General features: G+C 66.5%; 14 protein-coding genes. 2 read left to right on the top strand and 12 right to left on the bottom strand.

Translation table 11 applies throughout. The features are described 5' to 3' along the window. Positions 1 to 170: 170 nt before the first annotated feature. Positions 171 to 1043, top strand: a complete 873-nt coding sequence (locus tag FBY30_RS05420; RefSeq protein WP_142131726.1) for a glycosyltransferase — start codon at positions 171 to 173, stop codon at positions 1041 to 1043. Between the two features lie 18 nt (positions 1044 to 1061). Here the strand turns inward: FBY30_RS05420 and FBY30_RS05415 are convergent, their stop codons facing one another. From FBY30_RS05415 to FBY30_RS05365, 11 genes are all read right to left on the bottom strand, one after another. Continuing rightward, positions 1062 to 1712 carry a LysE family translocator gene (locus FBY30_RS05415; protein WP_142131724.1) on the bottom strand — a complete coding sequence of 217 codons (651 nt, stop codon included), beginning with the start codon at positions 1710 to 1712 and terminating at the stop codon, positions 1062 to 1064. A 27-nt stretch (positions 1713 to 1739) separates the two neighbouring features. Next, complete coding sequence (locus tag FBY30_RS05410; RefSeq protein ID WP_142134930.1) at positions 1740 to 2582, bottom strand: TolB family protein; 843 nt, start codon at positions 2580 to 2582, stop codon at positions 1740 to 1742. Between the two features lie 53 nt (positions 2583 to 2635). Beyond that, the gene (locus FBY30_RS05405; RefSeq protein WP_142131722.1) at positions 2636 to 3637 is read right to left on the bottom strand and encodes a sugar phosphate isomerase/epimerase family protein; all 1002 of its coding nucleotides are present in this window, start codon (positions 3635 to 3637) and stop codon (positions 2636 to 2638) included. A gap of 23 nt (positions 3638 to 3660) precedes the next feature. After that, the gene (locus FBY30_RS05400) at positions 3661 to 4839 is read right to left on the bottom strand and encodes a Gfo/Idh/MocA family protein (RefSeq protein WP_142131720.1); all 1179 of its coding nucleotides are present in this window, start codon (positions 4837 to 4839) and stop codon (positions 3661 to 3663) included. Positions 4840 to 4885: 46 nt separating this feature from the next. Continuing rightward, the gene (locus FBY30_RS05395; RefSeq protein WP_142131718.1) at positions 4886 to 6004 is read right to left on the bottom strand and encodes a Gfo/Idh/MocA family protein; all 1119 of its coding nucleotides are present in this window, start codon (positions 6002 to 6004) and stop codon (positions 4886 to 4888) included. After that, positions 6001 to 6747, bottom strand: a complete 747-nt coding sequence (locus FBY30_RS05390) for a sugar phosphate isomerase/epimerase family protein (RefSeq protein WP_142131716.1) — start codon at positions 6745 to 6747, stop codon at positions 6001 to 6003. Before FBY30_RS05390 ends, FBY30_RS05395 begins: the two co-directional genes overlap by 4 nt. Positions 6748 to 6789: 42 nt before the next feature. Beyond that, positions 6790 to 7680: a carbohydrate ABC transporter permease gene (locus tag FBY30_RS05385; protein WP_142131714.1), complete on the bottom strand. Its 891-nt coding sequence runs from the start codon at positions 7678 to 7680 to the stop codon at positions 6790 to 6792. Next, the gene (locus tag FBY30_RS05380) at positions 7680 to 8642 is read right to left on the bottom strand and encodes a carbohydrate ABC transporter permease (RefSeq protein WP_142131712.1); all 963 of its coding nucleotides are present in this window, start codon (positions 8640 to 8642) and stop codon (positions 7680 to 7682) included. Before FBY30_RS05380 ends, FBY30_RS05385 begins: the two co-directional genes overlap by 1 nt. Positions 8643 to 8654: 12 nt before the next feature. Further along, complete coding sequence (locus FBY30_RS05375) at positions 8655 to 9983, bottom strand: ABC transporter substrate-binding protein (protein ID WP_142131710.1); 1329 nt, start codon at positions 9981 to 9983, stop codon at positions 8655 to 8657. A gap of 113 nt (positions 9984 to 10096) precedes the next feature. Continuing rightward, positions 10097 to 10927: a hypothetical protein gene (locus FBY30_RS05370; RefSeq protein ID WP_142131708.1), complete on the bottom strand. Its 831-nt coding sequence runs from the start codon at positions 10925 to 10927 to the stop codon at positions 10097 to 10099. Beyond that, on the bottom strand, positions 10924 to 12021 hold the full coding sequence (locus tag FBY30_RS05365) for a Gfo/Idh/MocA family protein (RefSeq protein ID WP_142131706.1): 1098 nt from the start codon (positions 12019 to 12021) through the stop codon (positions 10924 to 10926). The genes FBY30_RS05370 and FBY30_RS05365 overlap by 4 nt, the downstream gene beginning before the upstream one ends. A 192-nt stretch (positions 12022 to 12213) precedes the next feature. Between FBY30_RS05365 and FBY30_RS05360 the strand changes: the two genes are divergently transcribed. Continuing rightward, positions 12214 to 13431, top strand: coding sequence for an ROK family transcriptional regulator (locus tag FBY30_RS05360; RefSeq protein ID WP_142131704.1), 1218 nt, complete (start codon positions 12214 to 12216; stop codon positions 13429 to 13431). A 31-nt stretch (positions 13432 to 13462) separates the two neighbouring features. On the opposite strand, the gene treS is transcribed toward FBY30_RS05360, so the two are convergent. Next, positions 13463 to 15742 (bottom strand): maltose alpha-D-glucosyltransferase, encoded by a 2280-nt coding sequence (treS, locus tag FBY30_RS05355; protein WP_142131702.1) that lies wholly within the window; start codon positions 15740 to 15742, stop codon positions 13463 to 13465. Positions 15743 to 15938: the final 196 nt, after the last annotated feature.

The raw sequence follows: 15938 nt of genomic DNA, 5'->3' as shown, positions 1-15938 counted from the left end.
CCGGAAGGGGCCGGTCCGGGACTCCGCGGAGTTGCGGCGGGGGATGGCGTGCGAATACATCCCGCACGGCTGGGTACGGAACACGCGAAACCAATTCGCCGGCAACGGGCAGCGGCAGGTTGTGCTGCCCCGCCGGCGCCAACTTCGACGGCAGGAAGGTGGACCGTGGCATGAGGTTTTCGGAGCATTGGGCGCAGCAACTGGACCGGCCGGACACGGCAGCGGTGGATGTCCTGGTGCCCACGTGCAACCGCCCGGCCGAACTCGCCGTCACCCTCGCGGGGCTGGCCGCGCAGCAGGAACCCGGGTTCGCCGTCGTGGTCAGCGACCAGTCAGCGGGGCAACCGGCCTGGGAACACCCCGCGGCCGCCGCGATGGTGCGGGTGCTCGAGGCCCAGGGCCGGCCCGTCACGCTGCTGCGCCACCTCCCGCGCCAGGGACTGGCAGAACACCGGCAGTTCCTGCTGGACCAGTCCACCGCGGACCAATGCCTTTTCCTGGACGACGACGTCTGGCTGGAACCGGGCGCCCTGGCACGGCTGAGCCGGGCACTCGACGAACTCCAGTGCGGCTTTGTGGGAATGGCACCCCAGGGCCTGTCCTTCCTGGACGACCGCAGGCCGGAACAGACCGCTAACTTCAAGGTTTGGGACGGCCCCGTGACCCCGGAGCGGGTCCGGCCGGGCACCCCGGAATTCGAGCAGTGGCCGCTGCACAGCGCCGCCAACCTCAGCCACCTCAGCGCCGAACTGTCACTGCAGCCCGGCCAGTGGGTGCCGTACCACGTTGCATGGCTGGGCGGGTGCGTGCTCTACCGAAGGGAAGCACTGAACGACGCCGGCGGGTTCCGTTTCTGGACGAGCCTTCCGGCCGGCCACGCGGGGGAGGACGTGGTGGCCCAGTGGCAGGTCATGGAACGGTACGGCGGGGCAGGCATCCTGCCCTCCGGCGCGGTCCACCTGGAAGCACCCACCACAGTGACGGACCGAAGCGTGGAGGCGTACGACGTGGTCCTTGGACAGGAGTCCGCCCGCACCCCCTAGGGGAGCGTTGGTAGTGCCTTAGTGGCCCGGGGTTGCCGCGAGTTTCAGGCCAAACCCCACCAGGACCGTTCCGGTGATGCGGTCCACCACCTTGATGCTGCGCGGACCCTTGAGCCACTTGGAAGCGAACTGGGATCCGAAGATGAGCAGCGTGAACCAGGCCATGGTAAGCAGGCAGTGCACGCAGGCCAGCACCACCCCCGTGAGCAGCGGTGACGTCCCGGCAGGGATGAACTGGGGAATGGTGGCGATGTAGAAAACCCCCACCTTGGGGTTGAGCAGGTTGGTGCCCGCCCCGGTGGCCCAGCCCCTCAGCAGTTGCCCGTTTGCCGCAGCAGCTACCGCAGCCTCAGTTGGCCTTCCCGGGGTCCCGGCCTTGCCCCGGCTCTTCCACAGCAGCGAGACGCCCAGCCACACCATGTAGGCGGCACCGGCCAGGGTCAGGACGCGGTAGGCAAGTTCGGAGGCTGCCAGCAGGGCGGAAATGCCGACGGCGGCTGCCACCCCCCAGATCATCGCACCGGTGCTGATGCCCAGGGCGGTGGCGAAGGCGTACCCCCGCGTCCTGGTGATCGATGAGCGCAGCACGAGCGCGGTGTCGATGCCCGGGACCAGGGTCAGGAGTCCGGCCACCACTGCAAAGGAAAGCACAGCCTGGGTAAGAGTCACTCCTCAAGGGTAATGGGGGACCCGCGCTCAATTCCCGTTGCGGCCTGCTGCTGCTTCCAGCGGGTACGCCACGTAGGCGAAACGTTCGGAGTCCGGTGACCAGCTGTTGACGTTGAGGGTGCCTTGGCCACCGAACACCGGCCAGGTGTGCAGCGGCGCCGTCCAGTCGCTGGTGGACACCAGGACGACGTCGACCGGCAGGTCCGCGGGGTGGCCCCGGGTTCCAGCCGGGAAGCGGATGTAGCTGGCCAGTCTGCCGTCAGGGGACAGGTGCGGGAACCAGTCGACGGTGCTGCTGTCCAGCAACCGCTCGAACCCGCTGCCGTCGGGCCGGATCCGGGCAAGCTGGGCGTGGCCGGGAACGCTGCTGAAGGATTCTGTGTTGAGGTAGAGCCAGTCTCCCCCGGGGGAGTACTCGGGCCCGTCGCAGTGCCCTGGACCCACCTCCACGTCGTGGGAAGCTCCGCCTGCTGCCGGGATGGTCCGAAGCCGGCCGGGTTTGCTGAAGTCCCCGCCCTCGATGTCCACGTACGCCAGCCGCCGGCCGTCGGGGCTGACACCGTGCAGGAAGTGCCGGGACCCGTCGTGGTCCGTGATCCTGGTGGCCGAGCCGCCAGCAAGGGGTGCCCGGTAGATATGGCCGTCGTCGCCTGACAGGAAGACTCCGCTGCCATCCGGGTCCAGGACATGGTCGTTGTTGAGCTCCGGGATGCCGTCGAGCGGAACCTCCGCGATGGCACCGGACGCCAGATCGAACCGCCACAGCCTGCCATCTCCATTGAGGATCAATGCCCGGCCATCGAGTGTCCAGTTAGGTGCCTCGAGGAGTATATTCCTGGTGGAGTATACGGGTTCCTGCTCCCCCGACATTGAGGCAACCCACACTTCGCAACGCTGGCCCGGCTGAAGCCTGCGCACCGGGTTCAGTCCTTGCTGCTGAACGCGGCGTCGAAGCTGGTTTGGGAGGCGGGGAAGTCGTACTTCTTGAGGTTGGCGAGGGCTTCGGGGGCGCCGTGGAGGCGGTCCATGCCGGCGTCTTCCCATTCGATGCTGATGGGGCCGTCGTAGCCGATGGCGGCCAGGGCCCGGAAGGAGGCTTCCCAGGGGACGTCGCCGCGGCCGGCGGAGACGAAGTCCCAGCCGCGGCGGGGGTCGCCCCAGGGCAGGTGGGAGCCGAGGACGGTGTTGCGTCCGGTCTGGCGGATCTTGGTGTCCTTGCAGTCCACGTGGTAGATCCGGTCTTTGAAGTCCCAGATGAAGGAGACGGGGTCGATGCCCTGCCACATCATGTGCGAGGGGTCCCAGTTCAGGCCGAACGCTTCGCGGTGGCCGATCGCTTCGAGGGTACGGACGGTGGTCCAGTAGTCGTAGGCAATTTCGGAGGGGTGGACTTCGTGGGCGAAGCGGACGCCGCATTCGTCGAAGACGTCCAGGATCGGGTTCCAGCGGTCGGCGAAGTCCTGGTAGCCGGCGTCGATGACTTTTTCCGGGACGGGCGGGAACATGGCCACGTATTGCCAGATGGAGGAGCCAGTGAACCCGACGACGGTGTCCACGCCGAGGGCTTTGGCGAGCCGGGCGGTGTGCTTCATTTCCTCGGCGGCGCGGGTGCGAACGCCTTCGGGATCGCCGTCGCCCCAGACCTTGGACCCCACAATGGCCTGGTGGCGGAAGTCGATGGGGTCATCGCACACGGCCTGGCCCTTGAGGTGGTTGGAGATGGCCCAGACTTTGAGGTTGTACTTGTCCAGGATCTCGAGCTTGGACTCGACATAGCCGGGCTCGTCCCAGCGCCAGGCGTCCAGGTGGTCGCCGGAGACCGCGATTTCCAGGCCGTCGTAGCCCCAGCCGGAAGCAAGCTTCGCGACTTCTTCGAAGGGCAGGTCGGCCCACTGGCCGGTGAACAGGGTGAAGGGGCGGGACATAAGGGGTCCTTAACTTGTGGGCGTTAGTGGCGGACGACGGTGAGGGTGCTTTTATTGGCGGCGGATTCCTCCACGGCGTTCAGCACGTACTGGACGTTCAGTCCTTCTTCAAACGACGGCGAGGGCTGGGTTCTGTCCTTGATTGCGGTAAGGAAGTCGCGGATTTGGTGGGTGAACGTGTGTTCCCAGCCGATGATGTGGCCCTGCGGCCACCACGCCTCGAGGTAGGGGTGCTCGGGTTCGTTGACAAGGATCCTGCGGAAGCCCTGTTCGCGGACCGGGAGGGTGGCGTCCAGGAAGCCGAGTTCGTTGAGGTTTTCCAGGTCGAACAGGAGGCTGCCCTTGTCGCCGTAGATTTCGATCTGGAGGCTGTTCTTCCTTCCGGTGGCCACCCGGGAGACCTCCACTGAGGCGATGGCCCCGGAGGTGAGGGACAGCGTGGCCCAGGCGGCGTCGTCGACCGTGACATCTTCGGTGCCGTCCTCCCCGGGGCGCTGGTTGATGAAGGTGTTGAGCCGGCCGGACACCTCTGTGACCTGGTCCCCGAGGAGGAACAGGACTTGGTCGATGGCGTGGGAGGCGATGTCCCCGAGCGCGCCGGACCCGGCGGTTTCCTTGCGCAGCCGCCAGGTCATGGGCGCCTGGGCGTCGGACAGCCAGTCCTGCAGGTAAGCCGCGCGGACGTGCCGGACCCTGCCGATCCGGCCTTCGGCGATGAGTTCCTTCGCCAGGGCGAGGGCGGGGACGCGGCGGTAGTTGAAGCCGATCATCGACTGCACTCCCTTGGCCCTGGCCTTGGCAGCGGCGGCGGTCATGAGTTCGGCCTCGGCCAAGGTGTTGGCCAGGGGTTTTTCGACCAGCACGTGCTTGCCTGCTTCCAGGGCTGCGATGGCGATCTCGGCGTGCATCCAGCCCGGTGCGCAGATGTCCACGATGTCGATGTCATCCCGGCTGATCACCGTTCGCCAGTCCGTGGCCGATTCCGCCCAGCCATACTTGGCCGCGGCCTCCGCGACGGCGCCGGCGTCCCGGCCCACGAGGACTCTCTGCTCGAAGGCCGGGACGTCGAAGAAACTGGCCACGTTCCGCCACGCGTTGGAATGGGCCTTACCCATGAAGGCGTAACCGATGGCGGCGACGCCCAGCGGGCGGGAAACCGGGCGGGAGGCCGGGGGTTCTGACGGGGGTGCGGGTGTGGTCATGATGCGTTCCTGCTGGCTTCCTGCTTGCTGGAGAGGTGTGGCCGGGTTAGATGGTTGCGGTTTCCGGTGCCCAGTCCTCGGGGAGGGCGGGGGATGCCGGGGCGGAGCTTTCCACGTTGATGAACGTGCCGGAGTCGATGGATTCCGAGATGGAGACCATGGTGTCCAGGACGTGGTAGGCCAGCTCACCGGTCGCGCGGTGCGGGACGCCGGCGCGGAGGGACCGTGCCATGTCCAGGACGCCCATTCCGCGGCCGTTGGCCGGCCCGGTGGCAGGAACGGTGGTCCAGTCCTCGTCGCCGGCTCGCCAGAGCTTGATGTCGCCGGTGAAGTAGTTGGGGTCCGGCAACGAAATGGTGGCCTCCGTGCCGGTGATTTCCACGAAGCCCATGCGGGTGCGGGGGGACTCGAAGGAGAAGACGCTGTGCGAGGAGGCACCGGATTCGAACTGCGCCATCGCCGAGACGTGGGTGGGCACCTCGACGGTGAACTCCTCGCCGGCCTTGGGGCCGGAACCGATCACGCGCACGTCCTTGGCCTTGGAACCGACGGCGGCCACCTTGCGGATGGAACCGAAGGCCTGCACCAGGGTGGTGAGGTAGTACGGGCCCATGTCGAACAGGGGCCCGGCACCGTGCTGGAAGAGGAACGCAGGGTTGGGGTGCCAGGACTCCGGGCCGGGGGTCTGGAACGTGGTCATGGCGGTCAGCGGGGTTCCGATGTCGCCGCGGCGGATCAGCCGCAGCGCGGTCTGCAGGCCCGCGCCCAGGAAGGTATCCGGGGCGCAGCCCAGGCGGATACCGGCGGCGTCGGCGGTCTTGAGCAGGCCCAGCCCGGATTCGCGGTCCAGGGAGAACGGCTTTTCGGTCCAAACGTGCTTGCCGGCATTGACGGCGGCGGTGGCCACCTCCACGTGGGCCGCGGGGATGGTGAGGTTGACGATGATCTCGACGTCGGGGTGGTTCAGGGCCTTGTCCACCCCGCCCCATTCGGCGATTCCGTACTCTTTGGCACGCGCCTCGGCTGCTTCCTCGAACAGGTCCGCAATGACGTGGACCTTCAGGTCCGGGAACGCGGTGAGGTTGTCCAGGTACTGCTTGCTGATCACGCCGGCGCCGATGACGCCGACGCCTACGGGTCCCTTGCGGGATGCTGTGGTGCTCATGCCTTGACTCCTTCGCCTGCGGCGTTGAGGAAGGACAAGCTTTCGTTGATGCCCTCGAAGATGTCGCCGGCGTAGTCGTCGAACTCCACCACGCCCACCTCGAGGGACTTTGCGGCGGCGATGACGTCCATGACCGGCACCTTGCCCTGGCCTGCCGGCTGCTGGGCCTTGTTGTCCTTGTTCAGCGGGCCGTCCTTGATGTGGATGAACTTCACCCGGTCGCCAAGCCGCTGGAGGAGTTCCACGGGGTCCTGGCCTCCGACGGCTGCCCAGTAGGTGTCCACTTCCAGGACCAGTTCCGGATCCAGCAGCGACTCGAAGTACTCCAAAGCTGTGCGGCCCTCGATGGTGGACTCCAGCTCCCAGGCATGGTTGTGGTACCCCACCCGGATGCCATACTCCGCACCCTTCTTCGCGGCCGTGTTCAGCTTTTCGGCCGTGGCCTGGATGTCTTCGGCCTTCTGCCAGTGTTCGGCCGGCAGGAACGGATCGATGACGGTGGTGATGCCCAGTTCCTTGGCGGCCGCGAAAATCTCGTCCTGGTCCTGGCTCATCAGGGGAGCGTGGCCGGAAGGTGCGGTGAGGCCGTTCTCCTTCAGGGCCGCGCCAAGCTCCTTGGCCGTGGCCACGAAGTTGTACGGCTCAACCTGGGTGTAGCCGATCTCCGCCACCTTTTTGATGGTTCCCGGAAGGTCCTCCGAAATGGCGTTGCGGAGGGTGTAAAGCTGCAATGAGTAAGACATGGATTTCCTTTTTGGAGTGGTTGTTCAGAGGAAGTTGGGGAGTCAGCGGCCGGCCAGCGAGCCGCCGATGCCGCCGACGCTGAAGTACTTGTTCAGGGTGGCGAAGACAATCACGGGCGGGAGCATCATGACCACGGCCAGGGCCATGACCGAAGTCCAGTCTGTCGCGTTCTGCTGGAAAAAGGACTGCACACCCATGGGAAGGGTGAAGATTTCGTTGGAGCGCAGGAACACGATGGCTACCAGGTAGTCGTTCCAGGCCAGGAGGAAGGCGAAGATCGCGGTGGACAGGACACCCGGAAGCGAGTTCCGCAGGACCACCCGGGTGAAGGACCCGAAGACGGAGCAGCCGTCGATCCAGGAGGCTTCCTCCAGGCTGATGGGGATGGAATCGAAGTACGCCGCCATCATCCAGGTGGCCACGGTCATGGTGGACCCAACGTAGATGATGGTCAGGCCCAGGAGGTTGTCCACCAGGCCCATGCCGGCGAACAGGATGAACAGTGGCACCACCGAGGTGATGATGGGCAGCGACTGCATCACGAACAGCAGCAGCGAGTAGCCGGAGACTGCCTTGCTGCGGCCGCGGGAGAGGACGTAGCCGGCAGGGGCGGCCACGGCAACGGACACCACCACGGTGGAGAGCGTGGTGACCAGGCTGTTTTTCAGCCAGGTGGCGGCCAAGGTCTTGGAAAAGACGTTGCTGAGGTTTTCGAAGGTGAAGCCGGTGGCGGTGCTGTTGGGTCCGGGCGTGAAGGCCAGCAGCACCGTGACCATGATGGGTACCAGGACAATCCCGGTGATTATCAGGATCGCGGCGAACCGCCACCAGCGGCCGCGCTGGCCGGCTTCCGAGAGGGACCTGCGCCGTTTGCCGGCATCGATGCCAAGAGACGGGCCGGATTCGGGATGGGCGTGGAGGACTGCGCTCATTATTCGACGCTCGACTTTCGGATCTGGCGGTACAGGATGACCGAGATGACCACCAGGGTCATGGTCATGAGGAAGGCGATGGCCACGCCGGGGCCGGTGGCGAAGTCCTGGAACACGGTCCGGTAGGCCAGGACCACCAGGGATGTGGTGGCGTTGACCGGGCCGCCGCCGGTGAGCAGGTAGATGGTGGGGAAGTCGTTGACGCAGAAGATGGTCATCAGGATCCAGCTGATGTAGGTGGAGCGGGCAATCAACGGCAGGGTGATCTGGGTGAACTGCTGCCAGCGGCTGGCGCCGTCCATGCTCGCTGCTTCATAAACGGTGGTGTCCACGGACGCCAGCGCGGCCGAGATCATCATCATCATGAACGGGAAGCTGACCCAGACCTTGAACACCATCACCGTGATGGAGGCCAGGTTGGGATCGGCGAGGAAGAGCGGGGTGCCCATGCCCAGGTTCCGGAACAGCGACGGGATCAGGCTGTCCGGGGTGGCCACCAGCCAGTTCCATGCGGTGGATGAGACCACGATGGGCACCACCCAGGGCAGGAGCAGCAGGACCTTGAACGTGCCGGCGGCCGGGATCTTGGTGCGCAGGAGCAGGGCCAGGCCGAGCCCCACCAGCCAGGACCCGAAGACGCCCACGATGGTGAACCACAGCGTGAACTGGGCGGCCTTCCAGAACGCCGGCGAGGTCAGGACGGTGGCGAAGTTCTGCCCGCCCACGAAGTTGCCGGTCTGGAGCAGGTTTCCGTCGTGCGTCGCCTGGACGGCGGCGTAGATCAGCGGGTAGCCGTGGATCAGGACAAGGAGGACCACGGAGGGGAGCAGGAGCCAGAAGAATGTCCTGGTGGCCTGCGCCGAAAGCTTGCTCTTGCGTTTTCCGGGGACAGCCCCGGACCCGCCGGGGGCAACCCCTCGGCGGGCCCGGGACAGGCCGGACTGGGTGGTGGCGCTGGACATGGGCGCTCCGTCCTACTTCTTCAGGACCGATTCGAGGCCGGACTGGAAGGTCTGCAGGGCGGTCTTGGCGTCCGACTTCCCAGTGATGATGGTCTGGCTGAACTGGTTCAGGGCCTGCCCGCCGTCGAGCGCTGCGAGGTTGGCGTTCAGCTTGCTGCCCTGGGCAGCGAAGGTCTTGGCGATGGGCTGCCAGTCCTTGACGATCTTGACGTTGTTGGGGTCGTTGGCGAACTCGGGAATCTCTGTGATCGACTTGAAGACCGGCAGGGCGGACATCAGCTTCTTCTGCCACAGCTGCTTGAGCTGGCCCAGGTAGTACACCAGGAACTCCTCCGAAGCGTCCTGCGACGGGGTGTTGGTGTACATCATGATGTTGTTCGGGAACACGATGGTGGCCTTGTCGCCGTGCGGGCCCTTGATGGGGTCAGCTACCAGGAGGTCGCCCGAGGTGTCGCCGACTCGCTGGGGCACGTTCACCTGGAACAGGCCGTAGCCTGCCTTTCCATCCTTCCACTGCGCCGACATGTTGTCCGTGGTGTAGCTGACCGCGGCGGGATCGATGATGCCGTTGGACACGAGTTCCAGGACGAACTCCATGGCCTCGACGTTGCGGTCGTTCATCAGGTCCAGCTCGCCGTCCTTGTTCCAGACACCGCCGCCGTTGTTGACCATCATCATGATCATGGAGTGGTTGGCGTAGTTGTTGCCCGCACCGGCGCCGGTGGTGAAGCCGAACGCTCCCACCTTCTTCAGGGCCTTGCCGGCTTCCAGCAGGGACGGCCAGTCGGTGGGAAGAGCCACATTGGCCTTCTCGAACAGGGACTTGCGGTACCAGAAGACGCGCATGTCCAGCTGCCACGGGACGGCCACGTAGCCCTTGTCCGACTTGAACGGGTCCAGCACGCCGGGCAGGAAGTCGTCGAACTGGCCGTTGGCCTTCAGCTTCTCGATGACCTTGTCCGCGTAGGCGATCTGGCCCTGCTGCTCGAACTGGAAGGCCTGGAAGCCGCCGCCTGTGGACACAGCCGGGCCCGTCTTGGACGCAATGGCCGAGGAGAAGGTCTGGTAGAAGTTGTTCCACTGGATGATCTGGTAGCTCGCCTTGGCGCCGTTGGCACCGTTGAAACCTTCCGCGATGCCCTTGGCGGCGTCGTTGTAAGCCGGTGTTGCCCACGGCATGTCCCAGAACTTCACGGTCCCGCCGGCTCCGCCTCCGCCGCCGCCCTGTGAGGCCGAACCGCCGCCGCAGGCCGCGAGGAGGGGTGTTGCGGCAGCGGCAGCCGTCAGGCCCAGGAAACCGCGCCGGGAGAAGGAGCGGCGCTGATCGGAAGTTGCGTTCATGATGTGTCCTTTCGGGACCGCTTGCGCTGTGCGCCGTTGGTGCGGTCCTGCTCATCGTTGAGAGTGGAGGTGGGACTGGACTGCTTTTTCGGTTGCGTATCGGTTGGGGCTGGTTACGTGGCAGCGAGGGTTGCGTAGAGGTCGGTCAGCCGGGCGAACCCGGCCAGATCGTCCGGGCTGGTGCCGGCGCGAAGATGGTCCTTCAGGCGCCGCCACGCTGACCGGTGGGCGGATTCGTAGAGCGTGGGAAGCCAAAGTTCACCGTGGGGGCCGGTGACCCGCACTTCGGCGGGCCAGGCGGCGTCCGGATCGGGAACCTGGACGCTCACCCCGCCGTCGGCGGTGTAGAGGCGGATGTCGACGCCGGCCGGCCGCGCAGCGGTCAATATGCCCTGGGCGGTGAACGGGGCTCCGTTGGCAAGTCTGCCGCCCACCGTGTACCCGGTGGCACCGCTGCGCAGGACGCGCAGGGCGTCGAGCGGCCCGCAAACGACCAGCAGTGCAGCGAGATGGTCGGCAAGGAGCCGCTGCGGATCCGTGCCAGGTGCCGCCGTCGCCACACTGTCCAGCAGTGACGCGGTGCCTGCGGCGCTGCGCACCGCCTCACGGGCGTCCGGTTCCGTGGAACCACCCACCAGGGCGGGGTTGGAGCCCCAGCGGAGATCAAGTACGACGGCGGTTCCTGCGGAGCCTGCCGCGGCTGCCAGTTGCGTGGTGTCTTCGGGGACGGGGTTGGCCACCACGATCCCGCGGGCACCCGCCGTGACGGCACTGGTGGCCTCGGCGCTCCAACCGGGGCCGCCCGCGATCACCAGCACATCCGCGGTACCCGGTTGCGTGTCCTGGGCGGGGCCGAAGGTTTCAGGCAATGAAGCCATGGTTGGGATGACAGCCCCGGCTTCCCGGGCTGCCGTGCCCGCCGCGACCGTGTACTGGGCGCTCATGCCGAAACTCCTGCTTCTTCTGCGGCGCCCGCGTATCCTGCCGCGGCGCTTGCAACCGTTGCATCCGCGATCGCCAGGGCGAAGGTGAGGTCGTCAATCAGGGTTTGGGCGGAGGGGGCAGGGCGGGTTCCCCGTGCGAGCCCAGCGAGTTCACGCCATTCACCCTCGTAGCCGTTGTGGCCGTACGGGCCGAAAACGCTGGTTTCGCTTCCGTTGCCACGGGAAATCATGCCGACTGCGGACCCGGCCTGGACGTAGGACGGCGTGAAGTCGATGTGCAGTGCAGCATCATCCCCGATGGCCTCGAAAGTCCATTCCGGCTTCCAGGTGCTGTTCATGACGGCCCGCAGTTCAATGACGCGGGTGGGAGTGCGGAGCGAGACTGCGTAGCCGAACGGGCGGACGTGGAACACGTGGAGGACCTCGATGTCCGCGAAGTCGGGCGTAAACCGGCGCACCAGGGGCAGGTCGTGGATGGCCAGCCCCATGATCCCGCCCTGCAGTGCGCCCTTGATCACCTCGATGTCCGAGTAGTCGGGGTTGCCGGCAGCGGGACGGGTGATGATTTCCGTTGCGAAATCCTCGAACCGGGCATTGGGCGGCAACACGATCGACGAGCGGATGGTGTGCACCTGCCCCGGAAGGTCGCCCCAGTTCTGTTCAGCCGCGAGCCAGCCCGGATCGAACGTGTGCATCGCCCCGACGACGATCGGAACGGCGGTCTCGGTGCTGACCGCCGAGATTCGGGCAGCTTCTTCAGCGTTCATGGCGAAGGGCTTCTCGCAGAGGACGGCTTTCTTGCCGGCCCTGCAGGCGGCGATGACCTGGTCTGCGTGGAATTGGTGCGGACTGCAGATCGCCACGATGTCCACGGCGGGGTCCGCCAGCAGGGCGTCCATGCTGGTGCCGGCAACCGCGCCCACGCGGGCGGCCACGGAGGAGGCCACTGCGGGGTCCACATCCATGATGTGCCGCACCTCGAAGACGTCCTGGAGGCGGGCCAGGGCCGGGAGGTGGATGGCCTGCGTGACCGGTCCGGCGCCGAGGATGCCGACGCCGAGGGGCCTGTCTGCGGGCGCTGCGTGCTGGGACAAGTTCCTACCTCTTTGTAAGCGGACTCGGGAGTGCCTGGCCATCACTGCCGCCGATGCCAGGCATCGGCTTCGCGGATGTGCCGTGAGTCACAACCTAGGACGACTTTTGACGCGCGTCAAGCAAAAGTTGTTTGTTGCGCGTCATTCTTCTGCCGTGATGACAGCAAGAAGTAAGAGTGTTATGACTTAGACATGACTCAAGCCACGGGGAAACAGGCCGCGAAGGACGCTGACGTCGGCAGCCTGTCACGGGCGGGCGACCTCTTCCAGCTGCTCCGGGACGGCAGGGCCCGCACCCGGGCCGAGCTGGCCCTGACCACCGGGCTGGCCCGTTCCACCGTCGCTTCCAGGATTGACGCACTGATGCTGTCCGGCCTGGTGGGTCCGGCAGGGGAGGCCCTCTCCAGCGGCGGAAGGCCGCCGTCGCGCTTTGCCTTCAACCCATCAGCCCGCCTGGTCCTGGCCGTGGATGTGGGTGCCACGCATGTCATCGTGGCGGTCACCGACCTTGGCGGCACCATCCTTGCCGAACACCGGCTGGCACAGCAGGTGGCCGATGGGCCGGAGGTGGTGCTGGACCGTGTGGTGGCGCAGGGCAAGGAACTGCTGGCCTCGGTGGGACGCAGCGTGGGGGAACTCGCCGGGATCGGCATCGGGCTGCCCGGCCCGGTGGAACACGATACCGGCAAGCCCGTGAAGCCGCCCATCATGCCGGGGTGGGACGGGTTCGATGTGGTCAGCTACGTGCAGCGGTCCCTGCCCGTCCACGTGCTGGTGGACAACGACGTGAACATCATGGCGCTGGGGGAGCAGTCCGCGCACTGGCCCGAGCACAGCAACTTTTTCTTCGTGAAGGTGGCCACCGGCATCGGCTCCGGCATCATCAGCAACGGGGAGCTGCAGCGCGGTGCCAACGGCACGGCAGGGGACCTGGGGCATGTCCAGGTGGCGCGGGGCGCGGACGTGCTGTGTGCCTGTGGAAACTATGGGTGCCTGGAGGCGCTCGCGTCAGGTCCCGCCGTCGTTCGCTCCCTGAAGGATCAGGGACTTGATGTGGCAATAGGCGCCGATGTGCTCCGGCTCGCCGCCGACGGCAACCTGCAGGCCATCCAGGCCCTGCGCCAGGCCGGGCGGGACATCGGCGAGGTGCTGGCCACCGTGGTCAACCTGCTCAACCCGTCCGTCATCGTGGTGGGCGGCAGTGTCGGCGAGACGGGGGAGCACCTGGTGGCCGGCATCCGCGAGGTGGTGTACCGGCGTTCTCCGCCGCTGGCCACCTCGCACCTGCGCATCAACGTTTCGCGGGCCGGCGCCCATGCGGGCGTGCTGGGGGCAAGCCAGCTGGTCACCCAGTACGTCCTGTCGCCGGCCATCATCGAGGCGACGCTGACGGCCGCAGCAGCCGGGTAGCGCCGGGGAATTCCCGGCGCCACCCATGGCTTTAGGCCTCCGCCTCCGCCTCCGGTGCCTCGGTCAGGCGCAGCGCGGTTCCGCCGTAAGCGGGCAGTTCCAGGAAGAAGCTGTGCAGGTCGTCCACCTGCCCCACGGTCTCGCCGCTGAACAGGTCCCGGACGTTGGCGCCGGACGGCAGCTCGTTGGACTGGATGCTGCCGGCGATGTCCTGGCCGGAGAAGTTCAGCGCCGTTACCTGCAGGGCGCCGTCCTTGAGCCGGTTCACCAGCACCAGTGCCCCGCGGTTGGAGACGTCCGGCACGTCCAGCAGCGTGCCGGTGGCGATTTCGTTGTCCTCACGGACGGCGAGGATCCGCTGCAGCCGGCGTGCGAACGAGTCCGGGTCCTTCAGCTGTTCAGGCAGCGGCCCGTACAGGCTGCGGGCCCGCGGCATTCCGGCCGATGAGGTGGTGGCGTCCGGGCTTGTTCCCATGAGGTCGTGGGCGCCGCGGTTGATCCAGCGCGTATCGCCCTGGGAGGTGAGTTCCCGGACCCTGCTGCGGTCCAGGGCCATGATGCCGGTGAGGTCCCAGCCGGAAAGCGCGAAGACGCCGGGCTGCAGGGCGTTGTACATGGCCAGGAGCAGGTGGACGTCGCGGATCTGGGCTTCCTGCTCCGGGGTGACGGCGTCCGGGTCCTGGATTCCCAGGGCGGCCATGATGAAGCTGACCGAGGTGCAGGCAATGCCGTTGGTGGTGAAGACGGCGTTGTAGGGTGCGTTTTCGCCGGTGAGCCGGTCCCGCAGGGTCTGCTGGATCTGTTCGGCCAGTTGGGCGCCGGTCAGTTCTTCGCCGTTGAGCTCGAACATCTCGTCCCGGTGCCCGGCAGCGAAGTGCAGGAGTTCGTAGGTGAGCTCGTCATGGTTCTGCAGGGCATGCACCAGCGAGGCCTGGTCCACGCCGATTTCCCGCGACAGGCGGAGGGTCAGCCGCAGGAACTCGGTATCGCCGGTGACCAGGGAGTAGTGGTACGCCGGCCGGGTGATGAAGTCGTAGGAGAGGTCCGGGCCGGACTCCGAGGTTGCCTTGATGTCGTCAATGGTCAGGTTCAGTTCCTGGAAGGAGAACCCGCCCACCTTGCGGATCATGGAACCGATGAGTTGGTTGGCGGCCTCGGAGAGGGGGTGGCCTTCGGACCAGCCGGGCTGTTCCTCGGCGCTCTTTTCCACGCCCAGGAAGCCGTTGGCATCCAGGCGCAGCGCCCCGGTGCCAAGGTCCACGAGCGAGTGCAGGGCATCGCCCACCACCAGCCGCATTCCGGCGAAGGTGGGGTCCAGCCAGTTGATGGAGGGCTGCCCGGCCTTGAAGTAGTGCAGGTAGACCCAGCGGCGGGTCTTGCCCGTGGTGTCCACGATGGGCCGGGTGACGCTCCAGTTGGTTTCCTTTACCCCGGGCTCGTAGAAGATCACGCGTTGCAGCCGGCCGATGATGTACCCGGCCTTCTGCAGCGCCTGCTCGGCGTCCGGGCTGAGGTTGACCGAGTCGGCCCCTTCCGGGACGTCTGGGAGCAGGTTCCAGTCCTCCTCCGGGATGTCGATCATGTGGTAGATGCCGGGGTAGTCACGGAAGTTCATTTCGGCGAGCCGGAAGTCGGCTCCCTTGCCGGTGTGGCCGGGGACGATGTCGTCGATGATGGTGCCCTCGTGCTCAGCAGCCACCTCGCACATCCTTCGGAACTCGTCCTCGGTGCCGAAGACCGGGTCGATGGCCATGCTGATGCGGTCGAAGTGGCCGTCCACGCTGGGCGTGTGGGACCAGCCGCTGATGCCGCCGGCAAGTTTCACGGGTCCGGTGTGGATGCCGCGGATTCCGATTTCGCGGAACGCCTTCCACATCTCCGGGTCACCCAGGGCGGAGAGGAATGACTGGCCGGTGGGGGTGATGAAGGACAGCGGGTAGGCGGTGAACCACACGGAGGCGCGTTCGACGGCGGCACGCGGGTTTGGGTGCGCGTACGAGTTTTGCCACATGCTGGCCTGCCCCGACAGCTGGCGTGCCAGCGTGTTGGCGTCCCCGAGCATGGCCTGGTTCCGCAGCCACTCCACGTAAGCCGCATTGCGCCCGTCGAATTCGAAGGACGGCTTGCTGCCGACGAACTGCCGCCTCCGTGCGATGGGACGCAGAGCCTTGGGGCGGGCCGCGAAGAACTGCTCGTCGAACGTGACCTCAAGGTCCGGTGACGGCTCCGCCGCGTCCTCTTCCACTTCCATGCTGGCCTCCACGGCCTCATCCGCTTCCGAAGTACGCTCGCTGGTGCCCGGCTCCCGCATAAGCTCCTCTTTCCATTGCTCGTTTCCGTGCTGGCATGGATGCTCCAAGACCCCTTGCTCAAGGTCAGGTACCCATGCGGGCAGGGAGTATTCGGTGTTCCCTCTCCCGATGCTACTGCGCAGCGGGGCCGGCGGAAGGGACACCGGCGTGCCGCTCATCCCTAACCCGTTGAATCCCCCTTGTTTCCCCGTTGTT

This window comes from Arthrobacter sp. SLBN-83 (genome assembly GCF_006715285.1).
Classification (GTDB): Bacteria; Actinomycetota; Actinomycetes; order Actinomycetales; family Micrococcaceae; genus Arthrobacter.
The sequence above is the reverse complement of the archived record's forward strand: the minus strand, read 5'-3'. Positions and strand labels throughout refer to the sequence as shown.